This is a genomic window from Pseudomonas taeanensis MS-3 (assembly GCF_000498575.2).
In the GTDB taxonomy this organism is placed as follows: Bacteria; Pseudomonadota; Gammaproteobacteria; order Pseudomonadales; family Pseudomonadaceae; genus Aquipseudomonas; species Aquipseudomonas taeanensis.
Genome location: NZ_AWSQ01000009.1, coordinates 105,879 through 123,980, shown reverse-complemented (window position 1 = coordinate 123,980; position 18,102 = coordinate 105,879). Strand labels below are relative to the sequence as shown.

The following is an 18,102-nucleotide window of genomic DNA, read 5'->3' as shown; positions in this document are numbered from 1 at the left end:
AGCGCGCATGCAGTGCCTACAACTGACGTAGCGGAACCAGGCGGACAATCAAGCCCGCTGCACCCCAGCCCAACCAACTGTCCGAGTGCCGGGCAGCACCAACCCAGCAGAGGTTTGCGTGGCTACCTATACCTTGCGCCAACTCAAGTATTTCGTGACCACCGTGGAGGCTGGCAGCGTTGCCGAGGCCTCGCGCAAGCTGTATATCGCCCAGCCGTCGATCTCCACCGCGGTCAAGGGCCTGGAGGACAACTTCGGCGTGCAGTTGCTCATTCGTCACCATGCCCAGGGCGTATCGCTCACCCCCAGCGGCGCGCGCTTCTATCGCAAGGCGCAGGAACTGCTGCGCATGGCCCACGAGTTCGAGCAGAACGCCCTGGCGGATAACGACATAGTGGCCGGGCAGATCGACATCGGCTGCTTCGAGACGGTGGCGCCGTTATACCTGCCGCGCCTGATCGCCGGGTTCACCGCCCTCTACCCGGGAGTGGAAATCCGCCTGCGCGACGGCGAGCAACAGGAACTGGTTCAGGGCCTCACCGCCGGCACCTTCGACCTGGCCTTTCTCTACGAACACGACCTCGACAACACCATCGAAACCGAGCCCTTGATGCCGCCGCAGAAACCCTACGCGCTACTGCCCGAGGGTCACCGCTTCACCCAGCAGACCCAGGTTTCACTGCGCGACCTGTGCCTGGAACCGATGATCCTGCTCGACGTGCTACCGAGCCGGACCTACTTCGTGAGTATCTTTACTGAGCTGGGCCTGACCCCGAACATCGTCTTCAGCTCACCGTCGATCGAGATGGTTCGCGGCATGGTCGGTCAGGGCTTCGGCTTTTCGCTGCTGGTGACCCGCCCACATTCGGAATGCACCTACGACGGCAAGAAGGTGGTGACAGTGGACATCGCCGAGCAGGTGGCGACCTCCGGCCTGGTGGCCGCCTGGCTCAAGCGCGCCCAACTGACCAAACCGGCACAGCTGTTCATGGATTACTGCAAGGAGCAGCTGGGACAGGCGAGGCCCGAGTAAAACGATGCAGCTCTGAACCTGATGGGGTGAGAGCAGGTTCGAGGAGTAGTGGGGAATCTGCGAAGGGCTGCAGTCGGCCAATTAGGTTGAAAAAGTCCGCTCTTGGCTCTAGCGCTGAAAGTACGTGCCTAGCTTTTAAATCTGAGCTGGCGCAGCTATCGAATTGTTCTGAAGCTCACGTTGAAGCGCGAAAACAGGCATCACTAGACCTCCTTCAAGCTCTTCTGGTCAGCATCGACGTTTTCAACAGAATCGGTCAAAAGCGATCATTACAAACCTGCAAACTCAGAGGCGATTTAGAGTGCGCTTGATCCTGACCGCGACGATACGCTTCAAGGGCTAACCAGTTGGGCAAAACCGATCAATAGGAAGATCCAATTGCCTTAGGGTAAGTTTCCCATTCACTAGATACTGAATCCTGATCGCGCCAGGGCCAGCGTCCAAATACGCTCCACTTCCGGGCTACAACTACCCGCTTTGCGATAAAGGGTGATTCCAAGCGAGATGGTGTGGCGCTCCTCTCCAGCCAGTACCAGTGCTGTAGACGCGAGCTCATCCCGAACCACCCGCTCAGGGATCCACGCCAACCCGACACCGGCGATAGCTCCACGCTTGAGTACATCGGCCATGGAACATTCGAATCGATACTCCAGGGTTGTGTCCAGGCTTTCGCGTTCCACTACCGAGCTAGTCATTCGCCCAAGAAAACTGTTGCTGGGGTAACACAAATAGGGGATCAAGCGCGTGCCGCTCAATGAGTGGAGTGCGACACCATCCTCCCCTGGAGCGCTAACTGGAACCAGGCGATCGCTTGCCAGCAGGACCGAGGGATATCGATCCAGACCAACAATATTCGCCACGCCAGAATCGCTGTAAGCCAGCATCAAGTCGCAGGTGCCCGAGATCAATGCCTCGGCACAGGCCGCCACATTGTCGGCCTGCACCCGTGCTTTGATCGGGCCGATGTTGCGTTGCAGTTCCGCATGCCAATCGGCAAAGAAACTCACCGCGAGGGTATGTGATGCCGAAATGGTGATCACTCCGCCACCCCTAGGCACCAGTCCCTGAACTTCCTCCCGGCCATCACGCAATGCCTGCAGTACTTCTTGGGCCGTACCACGGAACGCCTTGCCGGCAGGGGTCAAGGTAATGGGAAACACGCTGCGATCAATCAGCGACGCGCCAACCCAGGCTTCCAGCGTTTGGATACGCCGGCTGAAGGCTGGTTGCGTCACATTGCGCATCTCCGCAGCTCGCGAAAAATTCCGCGTAATGGCTAGCGTCAAGAAATCCTCTAGCCAGTTAACTTCCATCGACCTTGCCTGCTACTTCGTCCACTTGAACCTCAGCGCTGTTACCCATCACATCCGTAGCTGTCACTTTACGGGATCAAGGCGCTCTTGCCATCCCATGCACAAAAAGCATTGCTCATCAAAAAGAAGAATTGGGCATCCCTTGGTGGGCGCGCGTATAAATCTTGGCCGGCAGTTTCCCCTCCCGCCAAGAACAAAAAAACTCTGCCGTAGAACACGCTCTACTGCCTAGAACAATAATTACCGTGCGCTCACAAACCAGGAGTTTCCATTTTGAACACTTCATCCGCTCAGCCAGCTCGAGGCTTATTTTCATTCTGGACAGGAATGCCTCTGTGGAAACAGATATTCATCGCCCTTACTCTCGGACTACTACTGGGCATTACCCTTAACCAAACCGGTAACAGTGAATATGCAGCGAGCCTGAAGCCTGTCGGCGATCTTTTTCTCAACGGCATAAAAATGCTCATCGTGCCGCTAATTTTCATCTCGCTGGTCAGTGGCGTAACTGCTTTGGGCGACATGTCCACCATGGGCCGACTCAGCCTGAAAGCGATGCTGTTGTATCTGGCCACCACAGCAGTGGCCATCATGATTGGTCTGGCGCTAGCTGCAATCTTTCAGCCGGGCACAGGGATCGATCTGGGCGCGGCTCAAGCCGTAACCGCTGCGGATTCGCCGAGTCTGGTAGCCACGCTGGTCGCTCTGATTCCGGCCAATCCAGTTGCTGCGTTTGCTCAAGGCAATGTATTGCAGATTATTGTCTTTGCAATCCTGTTCGGCTTGGCAATTACCCTGGCCGGTGACACCGCTAAGCCGGTGAAGGTTTTCATGGATGCTCTTGCTGAAGTGTTCTACAAATTCACCGGCATCATTATTGCCTTCGCGCCTTATGGTGTATTCGCTCTCATTACTTGGGTCGCCGGAACTTACGGTTTCGAACTGTTAGCGCCCCTGGCGAAAGTAATTGGTGCGGTGTATCTGGGTTGCCTTATCCATGCAGTAGTTGTCTATGCGGGGCTGATAAAGTTCGTCGCACGACTTAATCCCATTCGTTACATCCAAGGCGTGATCGAGCCGGCCATAGTTGCCTTCAGCAGCACCTCCAGTGCCGGTACTCTGCCCATCACGATGATGTCGGCTGAACGCAACCTGGGCGTGTCCCGCAGCGTATCCAGTTTCGTGCTGCCGCTTGGCACGACCATCAACATGGATGGTACGGCGCTCTACCAAGGCGTATGTGTCCTGTTCATCGCCCAGGCCTACGGCATCGATCTGAGCCTTGTCCAGTACGCCACCATCATCCTCACCGCCACCTTGGCATCGATCGGCACCGCAGGGGTTCCCGGCGCCGGCCTGATCATGCTGTCGCTGGTACTGACCTCGGTCGGCCTGCCACTGGAAGGTGTGGCAATTATCGCCGGCATCGACCGGATACTCGATATGGCCCGCACCTCGGTGAACGTCATGGGTGACTGTGCGGTCGCCGTATTGGTCGCCAAGAGCGAGGGACAGTTGGATGAGGGGCTTTACGACACGCATCAGGTGCTGAAGTCGGCAGACGTTGCGACGCAGGTCAGTCCGGTCAAAGCATGATTCTCGCTGGGGCGGCTCTCGCTGCCCCGGTACTTCGCAGGCAGGTAGATCTACCCATGGCAAGAAAAATGACGAGCGTCGCTACTCCAAAAAAGTATGGTGTTGTTGGTGGGCTAGGCGCTGTTGCTGGAGTGGATACGCTGCTCAAGTTTATAAAGACCACACCCCAGCAACAGTTCGATATTGCCTTTGAGCAGCATCCGTTTGTCGACATAGGACTGGCAGCCGACGAAGACTACGACGCGACACGACGGAAGTTTTATGTGTACGACACGCTGAGAAGCATGGAGCGTAGTGGGGTTGATATTGCACTAGTGCCCTGCTTCGTTTCCCACTGTTTTCTCGATGAGCTCAGACCCGAACTGGGTTTGGCCGTAGTGAACCTGCTGGATGCACTGCGTGTGCGAATACAGCGGGATTACCCTGATACGCGCTCGATCGGCGTACTGACGTCAAGTTTCGTTAGGAACTCGGGGCTTTTTGAGCGGGCGCTCGGTGATCAATGGAAAATCGTCTATCCCGACTCTCAGGTGCAAGCAGATGAACTGATGGCGGCGGTCTATGGACCGCACGGTATCCGCAGCGGCCACCATGACCTTCTTAGCGTCGATAGACTCGCCAAGGCCTGCGAAAATCTGCTCCAGCTTGGGGCCGAGGTGATCGTTCCCGGCTTGACGGAAATACCCGTATTCATTGAGGCCCTGCGTGATCGCGTTGCTGCGCCGGTCATTGATGCCAATCAAGCCTATGCCGAATATGCCCAGGCGTTCGGCGCAAGGCAGCCAAAGCACATGTTCAAAGTCGGTGTAGTCGGCGGCGTTGGGCCGGCGGCAACGGTCGATTTCATGCGCAAGGTTGTTCAGCTGACCAAGGCGGCGTGCGATCAGGACCACATAAAGATGCTGGTTGAACAGAATCCACAGATTCCCGATCGTACGGCGAACCTCCTGGCCGGTGGAGAAGACCCGACAATTGCTCTACTGGCTACCGGCAAGAGGCTCGAGGCGGGCGGAGCTGACGTGATAGTCATTCCCTGTAACACCGCCCATGCCTTCGTCGAAAAGATTCAGCCGCACTTGGATGTGCCAATTTTGAACATGCTTAGCGAAGTGAAGACGCATATCCAGCGCAGCTTACCGGGCGTCAGCCGTGTTGGCTTGCTGGCCACCTCCGGTACCGTCGCTAGCGGCGTTTACCATGAGGCATTTCTGGGCTCCGGTCTCGATCTCCTCGTCCCCGATGAGTCGGTACAGAAACGAGTTATGGCCGCCATATACGGCGATGAAGGGGTGAAGGCTGGATATACCTCGGGACGCTGTAGTGAAGACCTCGCCGCGGCAATTGCCTATATGGTGGACAAAGGCGCGCAAGCCGTGATCCTTGGCTGCACCGAGCTGCCGCTGATCGAGTTGCCGACCGCAGCACAAACTGTGCTCCCGCTGGTTGACCCGACCAGCGTGCTGGCAGCGTCTTGCGTCGCCCTAGCCACGGCCAGCCAGCCAGCCAGCCAGCCAGAGCCTATGATAGGTTGAATGCGGCGATACCTATCCTATGAGTTGCTCTGAAGCGAATGGCAGGAAGTAATTTCATAGAAGTTTGTGACTGCTTGCTTTTTTGGGGAGGGGATTCAACCGGTTAGGCCGCCTCGGTGCCGAATGAGGCTGTACCGAACTCGCGGCTGGCGCTGATCAGTGCCAGCAGTTCGGCCACTTGACTGCGCGGGTCGGTGGCTAGACCTGAGTAGGCTCGCTGCGGGTCAAGGCACAGCGCAGAGTAGTTTGCGCAACTGATCCTCTACTCCCAAACAATGACGCTCTCCAACCTCTACATAGCGTTCTGCGAGCAGGCGTTTACAGCGCGTTTTATGCCTGGAACCGATGATCCTGCTCGACGTGCTGCCGAGTCGCACCTACTTCGTGAACTTCTTCACCGAACTGGGGCGGGGTCCGAACATCATCTTCAACTCGCCGTCAGTTGCGAGGATGCGCCGCATGTTCGGCCAGGGCCTCTCAGTACCTACCACTCGACCGGACTAGGAATGCCCTCAACCCAACGAGCTCACTCACTTTAGGCGATCCCCCAAAGAGGTGTAGCCGGGCCACTGGCGTAACAGTGTGTCGACGAACTTCTCCGCCGCGGGTGACAGTGACGAGCCGTGACGACGCACTAGGCCGATTGTCCTGCTGATGACTGGATCGACCAGCGGCAACTGGACCAGGATCGGGTGATCATCGGCCGGCATGGCCAGGCTGGGTAGCGCCGCGACGCCGAGGCCGGCCTCGACCATGCCCAGTGAGGTCGACAGGTGTTGAACCTCGTAAAACCAGCTGGGCCGCCAGTCCAGATGGGCCAGGCCATGATCCAGGAGCATGCGGTTGCCACTCAGGCGGCCGACGCCGATCAGTCGGTAATCGCTGAGCTCGCGCCAGGCAACTTGTGGTTGGTTGGCCAGAGGATGGTCACGGCGACAGGCCAGCACGAAGGGCTCGTTCACCAATGGGGTGAAGTCGATCTCGGCGCTCTGACCACTGAGCATATTGATGCCGAAATCCGCTTCGCCTCGCAGCACGGCCTCCAGGCCCTCATGAGCGCTCAAATCGAGAATACGGATGCGGATCTTGGGATATTGGCGGTTGAATTCGCGGATCACCGTCGGCAGGAAGTAGAAAGCTGCGGTGGGAATACACGCGAGCGTCACCTGCCCCGATTGCCTCTCAGCCAACTCCTGGATGCCCAAGATCGATCGTTCGAAATCATCCAGCAGACGCTGAGCCTTGGGTAGAAAGTCGCGACCTACCGCAGTCAGGCTAACTCGACGCGTCGTTCTATCGAGCAATTGGGTGCCCAGCCCTTCCTCCAGCTTCTGCATACGCCTGGTCAACGCTGGTTGCGACAGGTGGATAGCTGTGGCGGCTTCGTGAAAACTGCCTAGTTCGGCAATTTTCACGAAGGCGCGTAGGTCTTGCAGCTCGTAATTCATGCACCACCATTATCAATAGAAAGTTTTATTGCTAGATAATTATCGACCATAGGAAGACGAACTTCGAATTTTCCGGGGTCGCAGCGATCTGGTCAGTGTTGCAAAGACATTAATGCGTATTAAGCAATAATATTAAGAATATATGCAATTTACAAATCAAAAGCCACCGCGCAGTATTTGTCAAACGCAACAAACGACAGCTTTATTGCAGCGGAGACATCATGCAAGCCATTCCTTGCGTTCTTATGCGCGGCGGTACCTCCAGAGGTCCCGTGTTCCTCGCTAACCACCTGCCGAGCGATCCCGCCCAACGCGATGAGCTTCTGCTGAAAATCATGGGTTCGGGTCATGAACTGGAGATCGACGGTATCGGCGGAGGCAGTGCCCAGACCAGCAAGGTCGCGATTGTAAGCACCTCCAGCCATCCAGATGCGGATGTCGACTATCTGTTCGTTCAGGTAATGGTGACCCAGCGGCGTGTCGACACGGCACCGAATTGCGGAAATATGCTCTGCGCCATCGGCCCGTTCGCCATCGAGCATGGCCTGGTCAATGCCGCGGCACCGGTCACCCGGGTGCGCATCCGTAATGTCAACACCAACACCCTGATCGACTCTGAAGTACTGACGCCCAACGGCCGGGTACGCTATGAGGGCGATACCTACATCGATGGCGTGCCCGGCAGCGCGGCTCCGATCAAACTGACCTTCCTTGATGCTGCCGGGGCCAAGACCGGCCGTCTGCTGCCCACCGGGCAGGTACGTGATTGCTTCGACGGGGTCGAGGTGACCTGCATCGACATGGCCATGCCTATGGTGATGATGCATGCCGACGCGCTAGGCAAGACCGGCTACGAAAGCCCCGCCGAACTAGATGCCGACAGCGGGCTGCTGGCGCGCCTGGAGAGCATTCGCTTGCAGGCCGGACGGGCGATGGGGCTTGGTGACGTGTCGCAGATGGTCATCCCCAAACCTGTACTGCTGTCCCCGTCGCGTAACGGCGGCGCACTCAACACCCGTTACTTCATGCCGCACAACTGCCACCGCTCCCTAGCCGCCACTGGGGCTATCGGCCTGGCTAGTGCCTGTGCGCTGCCGGGAAGCATTGCCCACGACCTGGCACCGGTCAACGGCGCCGCTTTGGTCAGGCTCGAGCACGCTGGTGGGCAAATCGAGGTCTCGCTGGAGCCGACCACAGGCGACTCGCCCGAAACCATGCGTGCCTCGCTGATCCGCACCGCGCGCCGCCTGTTCACCGGTGACGTGTACGTGCCCAGCACTCGTCGGTAAACGCAATCAATTCGCAGGCAGCCCCTGACGCCTGCCCCGGTTACCACTGACTCGACCCGGCCTTGGCGGGGTCATTACCCGCAACGGAGAGTAGCGATGCGTTCCAATAAGAATAAGATCACCTTCGGGCAGACCGCGGCGCTTACCGCCAGCCTGATTTTGCCGCTCAGCGCCACGGCTCTGGACACCGGTGGCCACTCCCTGGAGCTGAAGGCGCGTGGCATCCACTTCGATCGCGATTTTGAAACTGACAGCAGCGATCGCACGCAGTCGGCTCTGGGTTTGCAACTCAACTACGAGTCGCCCTATTTTGCCGATGTGATCGGTGTCGGTGTCTCCGGCTACAGCGTCAACAAGCTGGACAACAGCGGCAAGAATACCTCCGACGTGCTTTCGGTCGACAACAACGGCGAGCTGCATGACTCCTTCGGTCAAGTCGCGCAGGCGTTCGTCAAGCTCAAATATCAGGATCTGGCCACCGCCAAGCTCGGCCGCCAGCTGCACAAGACCATGCTGCTTTCCAGCTCGGGTAGCCGCGCCGTGCCAAACACTTTCTCAGGCGGCAGCTTCCAGGTCATGCCGCTCAAGGGTCTGAATCTGTATGGGGCTCGCTATAACGAGTGGTCGTCACGCTCGGATAGCGCCTTCGAAGCGTTCAAGACCGATACCTCCTCCGATGGCGCCATCGATTACATCGACAACTTCGGCGCCAGCTATACGAGCGGCCCGTTCAGCCTCAACCTGGAACATCTACGCGCGCAGGACTTCCTGAAGAAGACCGGCCTGGTCGCCTCGTACGACTTTAAATTAAGTGCCCAGTCCAGCCTCAAGTTGACCGGTGGCATTCACACCTCCAGCGATGACGGCAAGCTGTTCGTCACCGGCTCCGAAAGCGGCGAACTGGACGATGAAGATGTACTGGGTGCGAAGCAGGGCGTGACCGACAGCGACAACGACGGCCAAGGCATCTATGTCGCCGCCAACTGGAAACTGGGCAACGTGGAACTGGGCGCAGCAGTCGCGAAGTTCGACGGTGCCTGGATCGAAGACAACTTTGCCGGCGATCACGGCAGCAACCCCTTCCCAACCGGTGGAGTGCTGGCCGACTTCAGCAACGACAATGAACAGGTCTGGATGCTCTCCGCGGGCTACGACTGGAACGACCATATCAAAGGCCTGAAGACCGTCGTCAGCTACAAGGACGGCAGCGATGCCAAGAACAGCGCCAACGCGGCCCTCGGCGAAGCGGACGAGAACGAATGGGCCTTCGATCTGACCTACCAGGTCCCAGTGATCAAAGGCCTGGCGGTTCGTTACACCTACCTCGACTACCACTCGGATAAGACCGGCCGCCTGGATGGAGTGAAGGAGGACGATACCGACCACCGTTTCTACGTCGATTACACCTATCGCTTCTTCTGATCGAAACCGCCTGCAACCAGGCTCCTGGCTGGGAGGCGACGAAAGCTACTTGACTCCCAGCCCAATCGTGGCGTGCTAGTAAGACGGCGCCCAACTCCTGCAAACAAATCCAAAAACAGGAACGCAACCATGAAAACAGTCACCCTCAGCAAATTCCTGCCCCTCGCCTGCGCCTTGATGCTGGGTAGCGTTAACGCTCAAGCCGGCGAGCCCTCGCGTCCCGAGTGCATCGCCCCGAGCAAGCCCGGCGGTGGTTTCGACATGACCTGTAAACTGGCCCAGGCCGGTCTCAAGGATCATCACCTGCTCGATTCACCGATGCGCGTCACTTATATGCCCGGCGGCATCGGAGCGGTGGCCTATAACGCTATCGCGGCCAACCGCCGTGACGAATCCGGAACTCTGATCGCCTTCTCCGGCGCCTCGCTGCTCAATTTGGCGCTGGGCAAATACGGTCGCTACGACGAAAACTCGGTGCAGTGGTTGACCACTATCGGTACCGACTACGGCACCCTGGCAGTGCGCGAGGATTCGCCGTTCAAGACCCTCGACGATGTGATCCAGGCGCTGAAGAAAGACCCCAAGAGCATTACCGTCGGAGGCGGTGGCAGCATCGGTGGCCAGGGCTGGGCGAAGATTGCCCTGCTGGCCAAGGCTGCCGGCGTCGATCCGCGTGAACTGCGCTACGCGGCTTTCGAAGGCGGCGCCGAGCATTACATGGCGTTGATGGGCAAGCACGTCGACCTGGTGACCGGAAGTGCCAGTGAAATCCGCGCCCAGCGCGGCAACAAGATCCGCGCGCTGGTGGTCTACAGCGAGGAACGCTTGCCAGGCGAACTGGCATCGGTCCCCACTGCCAAAGAGCAAGGCTATGACATTCAATGGCCGTTGATCCGTGGCTATTACATGGGCCCTGAGGTCAAGCAAGAAGACCTCGACTGGTGGAAGGCGGCTTTTGCCAAACTGCAAAGTTCCGAAGAGTTCCAGCAGTACCTGCAAGATCGCGATGTGCTCCCGCTGAATGTCACTGGCCAGGCGTTGAACGATCTGGTGAAGAAGCAGGTTGAGGATTATCGCAAGCTGGGCGAAGAGTTTGGCCTGGTAGCCGAGTAAATCCATCGACGGTGTGGGCTGCCCCTTCGGGCTGCCCAGCCAGGAGCAGAATGATGCACGATCGTATTTTTGCAGGCATTAACCTGCTGATCTGCGTGGCTTTAATGGCGTTGGCCTGGGGCTATCAGGCCCCCTTCGCTTACGAGCCCGTGGGGCCACGTGCCTATCCCTTGCTGTTGCTATCACTGCTTGTACTGGGTGCGCTTTACCAAGTGTCAAAGCCAGCCAAACAAACCGAGGCCAGGGAAGAGCCGCCGCTGAATCGTCAGGTAATCCGCAAGATTGCACTCTGTATCGCTGCGATGGTGGCCTACGCGGCCCTGTTCGAAGTACTCGGCTTCATCCTAAGCAGTGTGCTGTTCGCGGTTGCCATGGCTTATCTGTATGACGCAACCCGCGTGCAGAGCATCGTGGCCGGCCTAATGATCGCCGTTGGGCTCTATCTGCTGTTCGACTATGGCCTCGATGTACCTCTGCCGCTCGGCCTACTCGCGAAACTGGGGAACTGACCCATGGACACTATTCATTATCTAGGCCTCGGCTTCGGCGTGGCCCTGACACCCTACAACCTGATTACGGCTTTTTGCGGCACCCTGATTGGCACCATCGTCGGCCTGCTGCCCGGCCTCGGTCCGGTCAACGGCGTCGCCCTGTTGATTCCGATTGCCTTCGCCCTCGGCCTACCACCGGAAACCGCCTTGATTCTGCTCGCGGCGGTGTACCTGGGCTGCGAATATGGCGGACGCATTTCCTCGATCCTGCTGAATATTCCCGGCGAAGCCTCAGCCGTGATGACGACTCTCGATGGCTACCCTTTGGCCCAACAGGGCAAGGCCGGTATTGCCCTGTCGATTTCGGCCTGGAGCTCGTTTATCGGCGGCACTATCGCGACTATTGGCGTGGTGCTGTTCGCCCCCCTGCTGGCCAAGTGGGCTGTGGCCTTCGGGCCGGCGGAATATTTCGTGTTGATGGTCTTCGCGATTACCTGTCTGGCCGGCATGGCCGACAACAAACCGTTGAAAACCGCTATGGCGGCGCTGATCGGTCTGGCCCTGTCCTGTGTCGGCATCGACTCCAATAGCGGCGTGTACCGCTTCACCTTCGGCACGCTGGGATTGGCCGATGGCATTCAGTTCATCGTCCTGGTGCTCGGGTTGTTCAGCATCAGCGAAATCCTGGTGCTGCTGGAAAGAACTCACCATGGCCACAGGGCGGTTAAAACCACCGGGCGCATGCTGTTCAACCTCAAGGAAGGCGCCTTCGTACTAGCCACCAACTTGCGCAGTGGTGTGGTCGGTTTCGTCCTGGGCGTGTTGCCTGGCGCCGGGGCGACCCTAGCCAGCGCCGTGGCCTACATGTCCGAGAAGCGCATGGCGAGCAAGGACAACCAGTTCGGCAAGGGTGACCTGCGCGGCTTGGCCGCCCCGGAAACCGCCAACAGCGGCGCGGCCTGCGGTTCCATGGTGCCGATGCTGACCCTCGGCGTACCCGGCTCCGGCACCACTGCGGTGATGCTCGGCGCGCTGACGCTGTACAACATCACGCCCGGCCCGATGCTGTTTCAGAACCAGCCCGAAGTGGTTTGGGGCTTGATCGCCTCGTTGTTCGTTGCCAACGTCATGCTGCTGGTGATGAATGTGCCGATGGTGCGCATCTTCACCCGTATCCTCGCGGTGCCGACCTGGGCGCTGGTGCCGGCGATTGCCATCGTCACTTCGATTGGCGTGTATGCGGTGCATTCGACCACCTTCGATCTGTTCCTGATGATAGGCATCGGCGTGTGCGGCTATATTCTGCGCAAGCTGGACTACTCGCTGTCTGCGGTGCTGCTGGGCTTCATTCTCGGCGGTGTGATGGAGGACAACCTGCGTCGTGCCCTGTCGCTGTCCAATGGCGAGTTGAGCATCCTCTGGGGCAGCCCGATCACCCTGGCCGTGTGGGCGCTGGTCGGGCTGATGCTGGCCTACCCGATCTTCCGCGCCGTGCGCGCACGCAAGAGCGCACAGCTGCTAATCGCCGACTGATCCCTTCCCTGTCAGTGAGGATATCAAGGGCGAGCCTATCGCCCTTGATGACATAAACATGCATATCGTAATTCCCGACGACTACCAGCACGTCATCCGCTCGCTCGACTGTTTCGCCCTACTCGACGGCCACCAGGTCAGCGTCTATCACGACGCAGCTAAGAGCCTGCATGTGCAGGCGCAGCGCTTTCGAGACGCGGACGCCCTGGTGCTGACGCGTGAACGGACAAGTATTTGCGCGCAGTTATTAGCCCAGCTGCCAAGGCTCAAGCTGATCAGTCAAACCGGTAAGGCGGGCGTGCATATCGACCTCGAAGCCTGCCGCCTGCAGGGTATCGCTGTACTGGAGGGACGCGGCTCGCCGATTGCACCGGCCGAGCTGACCTGGGCGCTGATTCTCAATGCACGGCGGCAACTGCTACCGGCGATCCAGGGCCTGTACGCAGGACACTGGCAAACCAATCTCGGCGAGCGCCTGTACGGGCAGACCCTGGGTATCTGGGGTTACGGCCGGATAGGTCAGCGCCTGGCTCGCTATGCCCAGGCCTTCGACATGCCCGTAATGGTCTGGGGTAGCGAGACCTCAAGGGACGCGGCGGTGCGCGACGGGCATCGCGCCGCGAGCTGCAAGCAAGCCTTCTTCAGCGAAGTCGATGTGCTGAGCCTCAATCTGCGCCTGACCGAGAGCACCCGGCATGTGGTCACCGTCGACGATCTGCTGCAGATGAAGCCCAGCGCATTGCTGGTCAACACCAGCCGCGCGGAACTGCTCGCACCAGGTGCCCTGCTCGAAGCTTTGAGCACCGGGCGACCCGGCTATGCGGCGTTGGATGTACTGGATGACGAACCGATCCTGGACCAGGCGCACCCGCTGCTCAATCACCCGAGAGTGCTCTGCACCCCGCACCTGGGGTACGTCGAGAAGCACAGCTATGAACTGTATTTCGGCGATGCGTTCGCCAACGTGCAGGCCTTCTTTCGCGGCGACCCTTGCCAACTGGTCAAGCCGGCCATTGTGCAACAGCGCCCAACGGACCCGGTCACCACGTAGCGAGGAAACCTACTGCGCAGACTGAAGTGCACCCACGGTGTGGGTGCGCATCACGGTACTGCGGGTCATCCGTCCAAGACCTCACTCGATTGCGGTTGCAGTCGGCAATTTGTCCCCACTAGGAGAAAGCCAGCGTGACTCTGTCATTGAAGAAAAAAATATTGCTGCTTGCCCTGGTTCCGGTGCTGCTGTTCGCTGTTGTCTTGAGCGGCACGGCGAGCCGGGTATTGCTCAGTATGGCCGAGAAGGAAGTGGCTGAAGCTAGAGAACGCCTGTTGCAGGAGAGCCGTACGCGCCTGGTCGATTACGCCAATATCGCCAGAAGCCAGCTAAGTCCTCTCTATGAGCAGGCGAGCGAGGGTGATGTGCAGAGCCGCGCCCAGGCTGTGCGCCTGCTCTCTGCGATCAAGTATGGCGAGGACGGCTACTTCTTCGGTTACGACAGCGATGTGGTGCGCATTTTCCGCGGCGACAGCAGCGAAGGCGTAGGCACCAACATGCGCGAGCGCAAGGACAAAAACGGCGTGTACCTCAACCGCGACATGGTCGCCGCAGCGAAAGACGGCACGCATTTCATCAACTACTCGGGCGCAGTGGTGGGCACCGATCAGGTGGTACCCAAGCTGGCCTATGGCTTTTTCCTGCCGAAATGGGATTTGGTGGTCCTGACCGCAATCAACCTCGACGGCATCGAGTCTCAGGTGGCCCAAGTGCGCCAGCGAATCGAACAGCGAATCGAGGGCATCATCGGCAGCATTGTGGTCGTGGCGATCATTCTGATCGTTGCTCTGAGCCTGCTAGCGCCGTTCATGGTCAATGCCAGCCTGCGTCCTTTACGGCAGATCAAGGCCAGTCTCGATGAGATTGCCTCTGGCGAAGGGGATCTGACCCAGCGCTTGCCGCTCACCGGCCGGGATGAAATTGGCCAACTGGCCAGTTCGTTCAATCACTTCCTCGATACCATTCATGCGCTGGTGCGGCAGATTACCGAGATTACCGCAGAGCTCACCGCCAGAGTGGCCCAGGTTACGGCGCAGGCGCAGCGCTCCGAGCAGGCGATGCTGCAGCAGAGGCAGGAAACCGATCAGGTCGCCACCGCCATCAACGAGATGTCCGCATCCGCACACGAGGTAGCCGCCAGCGCACAGCGCGCGGCGGATGCTGCCCTGCAAGCCGATCATCAGGGCCAGGAGGCAAAATCTGTAGTGGATGGCAGTATCAAGCACATTCATGGCCTGGTTGCCGATATCCAGACCAGCAGCGGGTCCCTGGATAGCTTGCAGACTGAGGTTTTGTCGATTTCCAACGTGCTGGATGTGATTCGCTCGATTGCCGAACAAACCAATCTACTGGCACTCAACGCCGCAATAGAGGCCGCCCGTGCCGGAGATGCAGGTCGCGGCTTTGCGGTAGTCGCAGATGAAGTAAGAGCACTGGCTGGCAGAACTCAGAAAAGCACCCAGGAAATCCAGGAGATGATCGATCGCTTGCAGAGTGGCACGAAAAACGCGGTTGCGGCGATGGGCAAATCCAGCGACGCCGGCAACAACGCCAGTGCCCAAGCCACCCAGGCTGAACGCTCGCTAGCCACTATTGCCGATCTGATTGCGACCATAAATGCCATGAATGCACAGATCGCCTGCGCTGCCGAAGAGCAAACCTCGGTAGCGGAAGAGATCAATCGCAGTGTGCAGCAGATCGCTCAATCGGTTGATCAGGTTGCGGATGAAACTTTACGCAGCACGCAGACGGTCAATGACCTGAACACCTTGGGCAGCCGCCTCGGAACATTGGTGCACAAATTCAAGGTTTGAGGTTTTCAACTGCATAGAACCTGTTCCTCAGCGGGTAAGCGCTAGCGTGCGGAAGGATGCGGGCAGTCCAAATAAATAAGATGCTCTATGCGTCTGCTTGGGGTCCAGGTTGTGTGAAAACACATGCCCCGTTTTGAAGTCTGCGTTGCTACGTAAAATCTGCCAGTTTTTGGTTGGTCAGCAGACCTGAACTTTGCGCAAGAGCGTGATTTTGATTGCGGTTCTGAATGTCAGACTCGCTCTAAAACGTTCTCACACAGCCTGGGCCGGGAGCAGCAAGGTAGCCTGGACGAATATTGGTGGAAAACACTCCGCGGTTTTCCACGGGTTGGCCTTCCACCCTGCGCGAACTTGGGAGCGCTGTAGGGTAAACAACGTTTACTTGTCCACCAGCCTCTTCGATTGGCCGCTCCTTGCCGGCTCCAGCCATTCCGATTTATCAAGAGCATCGCCAATCAATACCACTCGCAGATAACCCCCTCGCCCTGCGCTCGTCGCCCATAGGCAACGAACGCGACTCGGCGATGACGCGGGTCAGGCTCTGGAGTGAATCAGACGCCGCGCTGCAACCATTGCGCTAACCGCCCCAGCATGGCGTCGCAACCGTCGAGCTGTTCCTGGCTGACGAACTCGTCGGGCTTGTGCCCCTGTTCCATGCTGCCTGGGCCGCAGACCACGGTGGGGATGCCGGCTTGGTGGAACAGGCCGCCCTCGGTGCCAAAGGCTACGGTGCCGAACTCGCGACTGTCGCTGATCAGCGCCAGCAGTTCGGCCACTTCGCTGTGTGGGTCGGTGGCCAGACCCGGGTAGGCCGACAGGGGCTGAAAGGCAATGCCGGTCTCGGCGCTGCGCGCACGCATGGCCGGCAACAGCTGGCTTTCGGCGTAGCCGGCCAGTAGCTCGACCACCTGCTGAGCATCGAAGTCCGGCAGGGCGCGCACCTCGAAATCGAACTGGCACTCGGCCGGGACTATGTTCAGCGCCCTGCCCCCCTGAATCACGCCGGTCTGCACGGTGGAGAATGGCGGGTCGAAGCGTCGGTCATGCAGCTCCACGCGCGCCAACTGCTCGCCTATCTCGCCCAGTTTGCCAATCAGGCGCGCGGCGTATTCGATGGCGTTGACCCCCTGGGGCGCATAGGCCGAATGACAGGCGGCACCCTGCACCTGGCAGCGCATGGCCAGCTTGCCCTTGTGGCCAAGCACCGGCTTCAGCTCTGTCGGTTCGCCGATGATGCAGGCGATGGGCCTGTGCGGTCGCCGCTCGAGTTCGGCCAGCAAGGAGCGCACGCCCAGGCAACCGACTTCCTCGTCGTAGGAGAAGGCCAGGTGCACCGGCACGCGCAACGGCTGGTCGAGAAAGCGCGGCACGGTCGCCAACACGCAGGCGATATAGCCCTTCATGTCGGCGCTGCCGCGTCCGTACAACTTGCCATCCCGTTCGGTCAACTGGAACGGCTCGACCGTCCAGGCCTGCCCGGCCACCGGTACTACGTCGGTGTGGCCGGACAACACCACCCCGCCTCGATCGTCAGGGCCGATAGTGGCGAACAGATTGGCCTTGCTGCGCTCGGCGTTGTAATCCCACTCGCACGCCACCCCCAGCCCCTTGAGGTAGTCGTGGATGAACTCGATCAACGCCAGGTTGGACTCGCGGCTGACGGTGTTGAAGGCAATCAGCTTGGCCAGCAGGTCACGGCTGGTGGGCATGGGGGGCTCCTTGTGGATGAAGCAACAGGGCTGACGGGTAGCGCTGCGCTCAACCCATCCTGCGGATCGACTGCCTACTCGTTGCCCGGCACGCCGTAGCTGGGGGCGGCGGTTGGGTTGAGGGCGCGGGTCAGGTAGTCCTGCATCTGCGGGCGGTAGGCCTGCCACAGCTGGTCGAGTCGACCAATTGGGTCTTCGTCGGCCCAGTCCACCCGCAGGTCGACGATCGGCCAGGTCAGCTCGCCGACCACCGAGAGCGCCGCCGAATGCACCGGCCCGGCTTCGCCACCCGCCGCCACGGCGGCGTGCATGGCGGCCAGCAAGCGCTCGGGCAAACACCCCTCGGCCTGCTCGAAAGCAGCCACCATGGCCGCGATGACCTCAGTCCCTGCCAGCAGATTACCGGCGGCCACGCAGTGCTCGCCGGCCAGCGCGTTGCTAATGCCGAGCGACTGAGCACCGCTGAACAGGGCGCTACGCCCCTGGCTGTCGATCACCCCGACCTGGCGGTACTGACTCCAACCATTACTGCTCAGCGCCTTATCCAGCGCGGCGGCGGGCTCCTGCCCGGCATCCAGCAGGTCGAGGATCTGCGGGCCCAGCGCCGGCAGGGTAATGTTCTGCGTGGCCACCGCACCGACCCCGGCGCGCAGCCAGGGGCAGCGAGCGCCCACGGCAATGCTCGAGGAACTGATGGCGATGCCCAGCTGGCCGGTTTCGGCGCAGTGGCCGACGATGGAGAAAGTCATAGTGCGCTC

At 59.5% G+C, this 18,102-nt stretch carries 14 protein-coding genes and 2 pseudogenes; 12 read left to right on the top strand and 4 right to left on the bottom strand.

Going from position 1 to position 18,102, the window contains the following annotated elements; translation table 11 throughout:
• Positions 1 to 118: 118 nt before the first annotated feature.
• The gene (locus TMS3_RS20820; RefSeq protein WP_025167227.1) at positions 119 to 1,033 is read left to right on the top strand and encodes a LysR family transcriptional regulator; all 915 of its coding nucleotides are present in this window, start codon (positions 119 to 121) and stop codon (positions 1,031 to 1,033) included.
• 404 nt (positions 1,034 to 1,437) lie between these two features.
• Here TMS3_RS20820 and TMS3_RS20815 read toward each other — a convergent pair whose 3' ends face one another.
• Positions 1,438 to 2,346, bottom strand: a complete 909-nt coding sequence (locus tag TMS3_RS20815) for a LysR substrate-binding domain-containing protein (RefSeq protein ID WP_025167226.1) — start codon at positions 2,344 to 2,346, stop codon at positions 1,438 to 1,440.
• A gap of 327 nt (positions 2,347 to 2,673) precedes the next feature.
• Here TMS3_RS20815 and TMS3_RS20810 point away from each other — a divergent pair, with 327 nt between their 5' ends.
• From TMS3_RS20810 to TMS3_RS25695, 3 genes and pseudogenes are all read left to right on the top strand, one after another.
• The gene (locus TMS3_RS20810) at positions 2,674 to 3,942 is read left to right on the top strand and encodes a dicarboxylate/amino acid:cation symporter (RefSeq protein ID WP_029866538.1); all 1,269 of its coding nucleotides are present in this window, start codon (positions 2,674 to 2,676) and stop codon (positions 3,940 to 3,942) included.
• 56 nt (positions 3,943 to 3,998) lie between these two features.
• Positions 3,999 to 5,474, top strand: a complete 1,476-nt coding sequence (gene cuyB, locus TMS3_RS20805; RefSeq protein WP_083491828.1) for a cysteate racemase — start codon at positions 3,999 to 4,001, stop codon at positions 5,472 to 5,474.
• Positions 5,475 to 5,798: 324 nt separating this feature from the next.
• A pseudogene (locus tag TMS3_RS25695) lies at positions 5,799 to 5,972 on the top strand (LysR family transcriptional regulator); the annotation flags it as partial.
• A gap of 32 nt (positions 5,973 to 6,004) precedes the next feature.
• On the opposite strand, the gene TMS3_RS20800 reads toward TMS3_RS25695, so the two are convergent.
• Positions 6,005 to 6,922: a LysR family transcriptional regulator gene (locus TMS3_RS20800; RefSeq protein ID WP_025167223.1), complete on the bottom strand. Its 918-nt coding sequence runs from the start codon at positions 6,920 to 6,922 to the stop codon at positions 6,005 to 6,007.
• A 221-nt stretch (positions 6,923 to 7,143) separates the two neighbouring features.
• On the opposite strand from TMS3_RS20800, the gene TMS3_RS20795 reads away from it, so the two are divergent.
• The 8 genes and pseudogenes from TMS3_RS20795 to TMS3_RS26110 all read left to right on the top strand — a co-directional run bounded on the left by TMS3_RS20795 (position 7,144) and on the right by TMS3_RS26110 (position 15,635).
• On the top strand, positions 7,144 to 8,211 hold the full coding sequence (locus TMS3_RS20795; protein WP_025167222.1) for a 4-oxalomesaconate tautomerase: 1,068 nt from the start codon (positions 7,144 to 7,146) through the stop codon (positions 8,209 to 8,211).
• A 96-nt stretch (positions 8,212 to 8,307) separates the two neighbouring features.
• Complete coding sequence (locus tag TMS3_RS20790; protein WP_025167221.1) at positions 8,308 to 9,633, top strand: OprD family outer membrane porin; 1,326 nt, start codon at positions 8,308 to 8,310, stop codon at positions 9,631 to 9,633.
• 129 nt (positions 9,634 to 9,762) lie between these two features.
• Positions 9,763 to 10,746: a Bug family tripartite tricarboxylate transporter substrate binding protein gene (locus tag TMS3_RS20785; RefSeq protein ID WP_025167220.1), complete on the top strand. Its 984-nt coding sequence runs from the start codon at positions 9,763 to 9,765 to the stop codon at positions 10,744 to 10,746.
• A gap of 50 nt (positions 10,747 to 10,796) precedes the next feature.
• Positions 10,797 to 11,255, top strand: a complete 459-nt coding sequence (locus tag TMS3_RS20780) for a tripartite tricarboxylate transporter TctB family protein (RefSeq protein ID WP_025167219.1) — start codon at positions 10,797 to 10,799, stop codon at positions 11,253 to 11,255.
• A gap of 3 nt (positions 11,256 to 11,258) precedes the next feature.
• On the top strand, positions 11,259 to 12,770 hold the full coding sequence (locus tag TMS3_RS20775; RefSeq protein WP_025167218.1) for a tripartite tricarboxylate transporter permease: 1,512 nt from the start codon (positions 11,259 to 11,261) through the stop codon (positions 12,768 to 12,770).
• A gap of 58 nt (positions 12,771 to 12,828) precedes the next feature.
• On the top strand, positions 12,829 to 13,821 hold the full coding sequence (locus TMS3_RS20770) for a D-2-hydroxyacid dehydrogenase family protein (protein ID WP_025167217.1): 993 nt from the start codon (positions 12,829 to 12,831) through the stop codon (positions 13,819 to 13,821).
• A 236-nt stretch (positions 13,822 to 14,057) separates the two neighbouring features.
• Positions 14,058 to 14,777 (top strand): annotated as a pseudogene (locus tag TMS3_RS26115) (cache domain-containing protein); the annotation flags it as partial.
• Positions 14,778 to 14,879: 102 nt separating this feature from the next.
• Positions 14,880 to 15,635 carry a methyl-accepting chemotaxis protein gene (locus TMS3_RS26110; protein ID WP_407691633.1) on the top strand — a complete coding sequence of 252 codons (756 nt, stop codon included), beginning with the start codon at positions 14,880 to 14,882 and terminating at the stop codon, positions 15,633 to 15,635.
• Between the two features lie 551 nt (positions 15,636 to 16,186).
• Here TMS3_RS26110 and argE read toward each other — a convergent pair.
• Positions 16,187 to 17,344: an acetylornithine deacetylase gene (gene argE / locus TMS3_RS20760; RefSeq protein ID WP_025167215.1), complete on the bottom strand. Its 1,158-nt coding sequence runs from the start codon at positions 17,342 to 17,344 to the stop codon at positions 16,187 to 16,189.
• A gap of 74 nt (positions 17,345 to 17,418) precedes the next feature.
• Positions 17,419 to 18,093 (bottom strand): DUF1028 domain-containing protein, encoded by a 675-nt coding sequence (locus tag TMS3_RS20755; RefSeq protein WP_025167214.1) that lies wholly within the window; start codon positions 18,091 to 18,093, stop codon positions 17,419 to 17,421.
• Between the last annotated feature and the right edge of the window lie 9 nt (positions 18,094 to 18,102).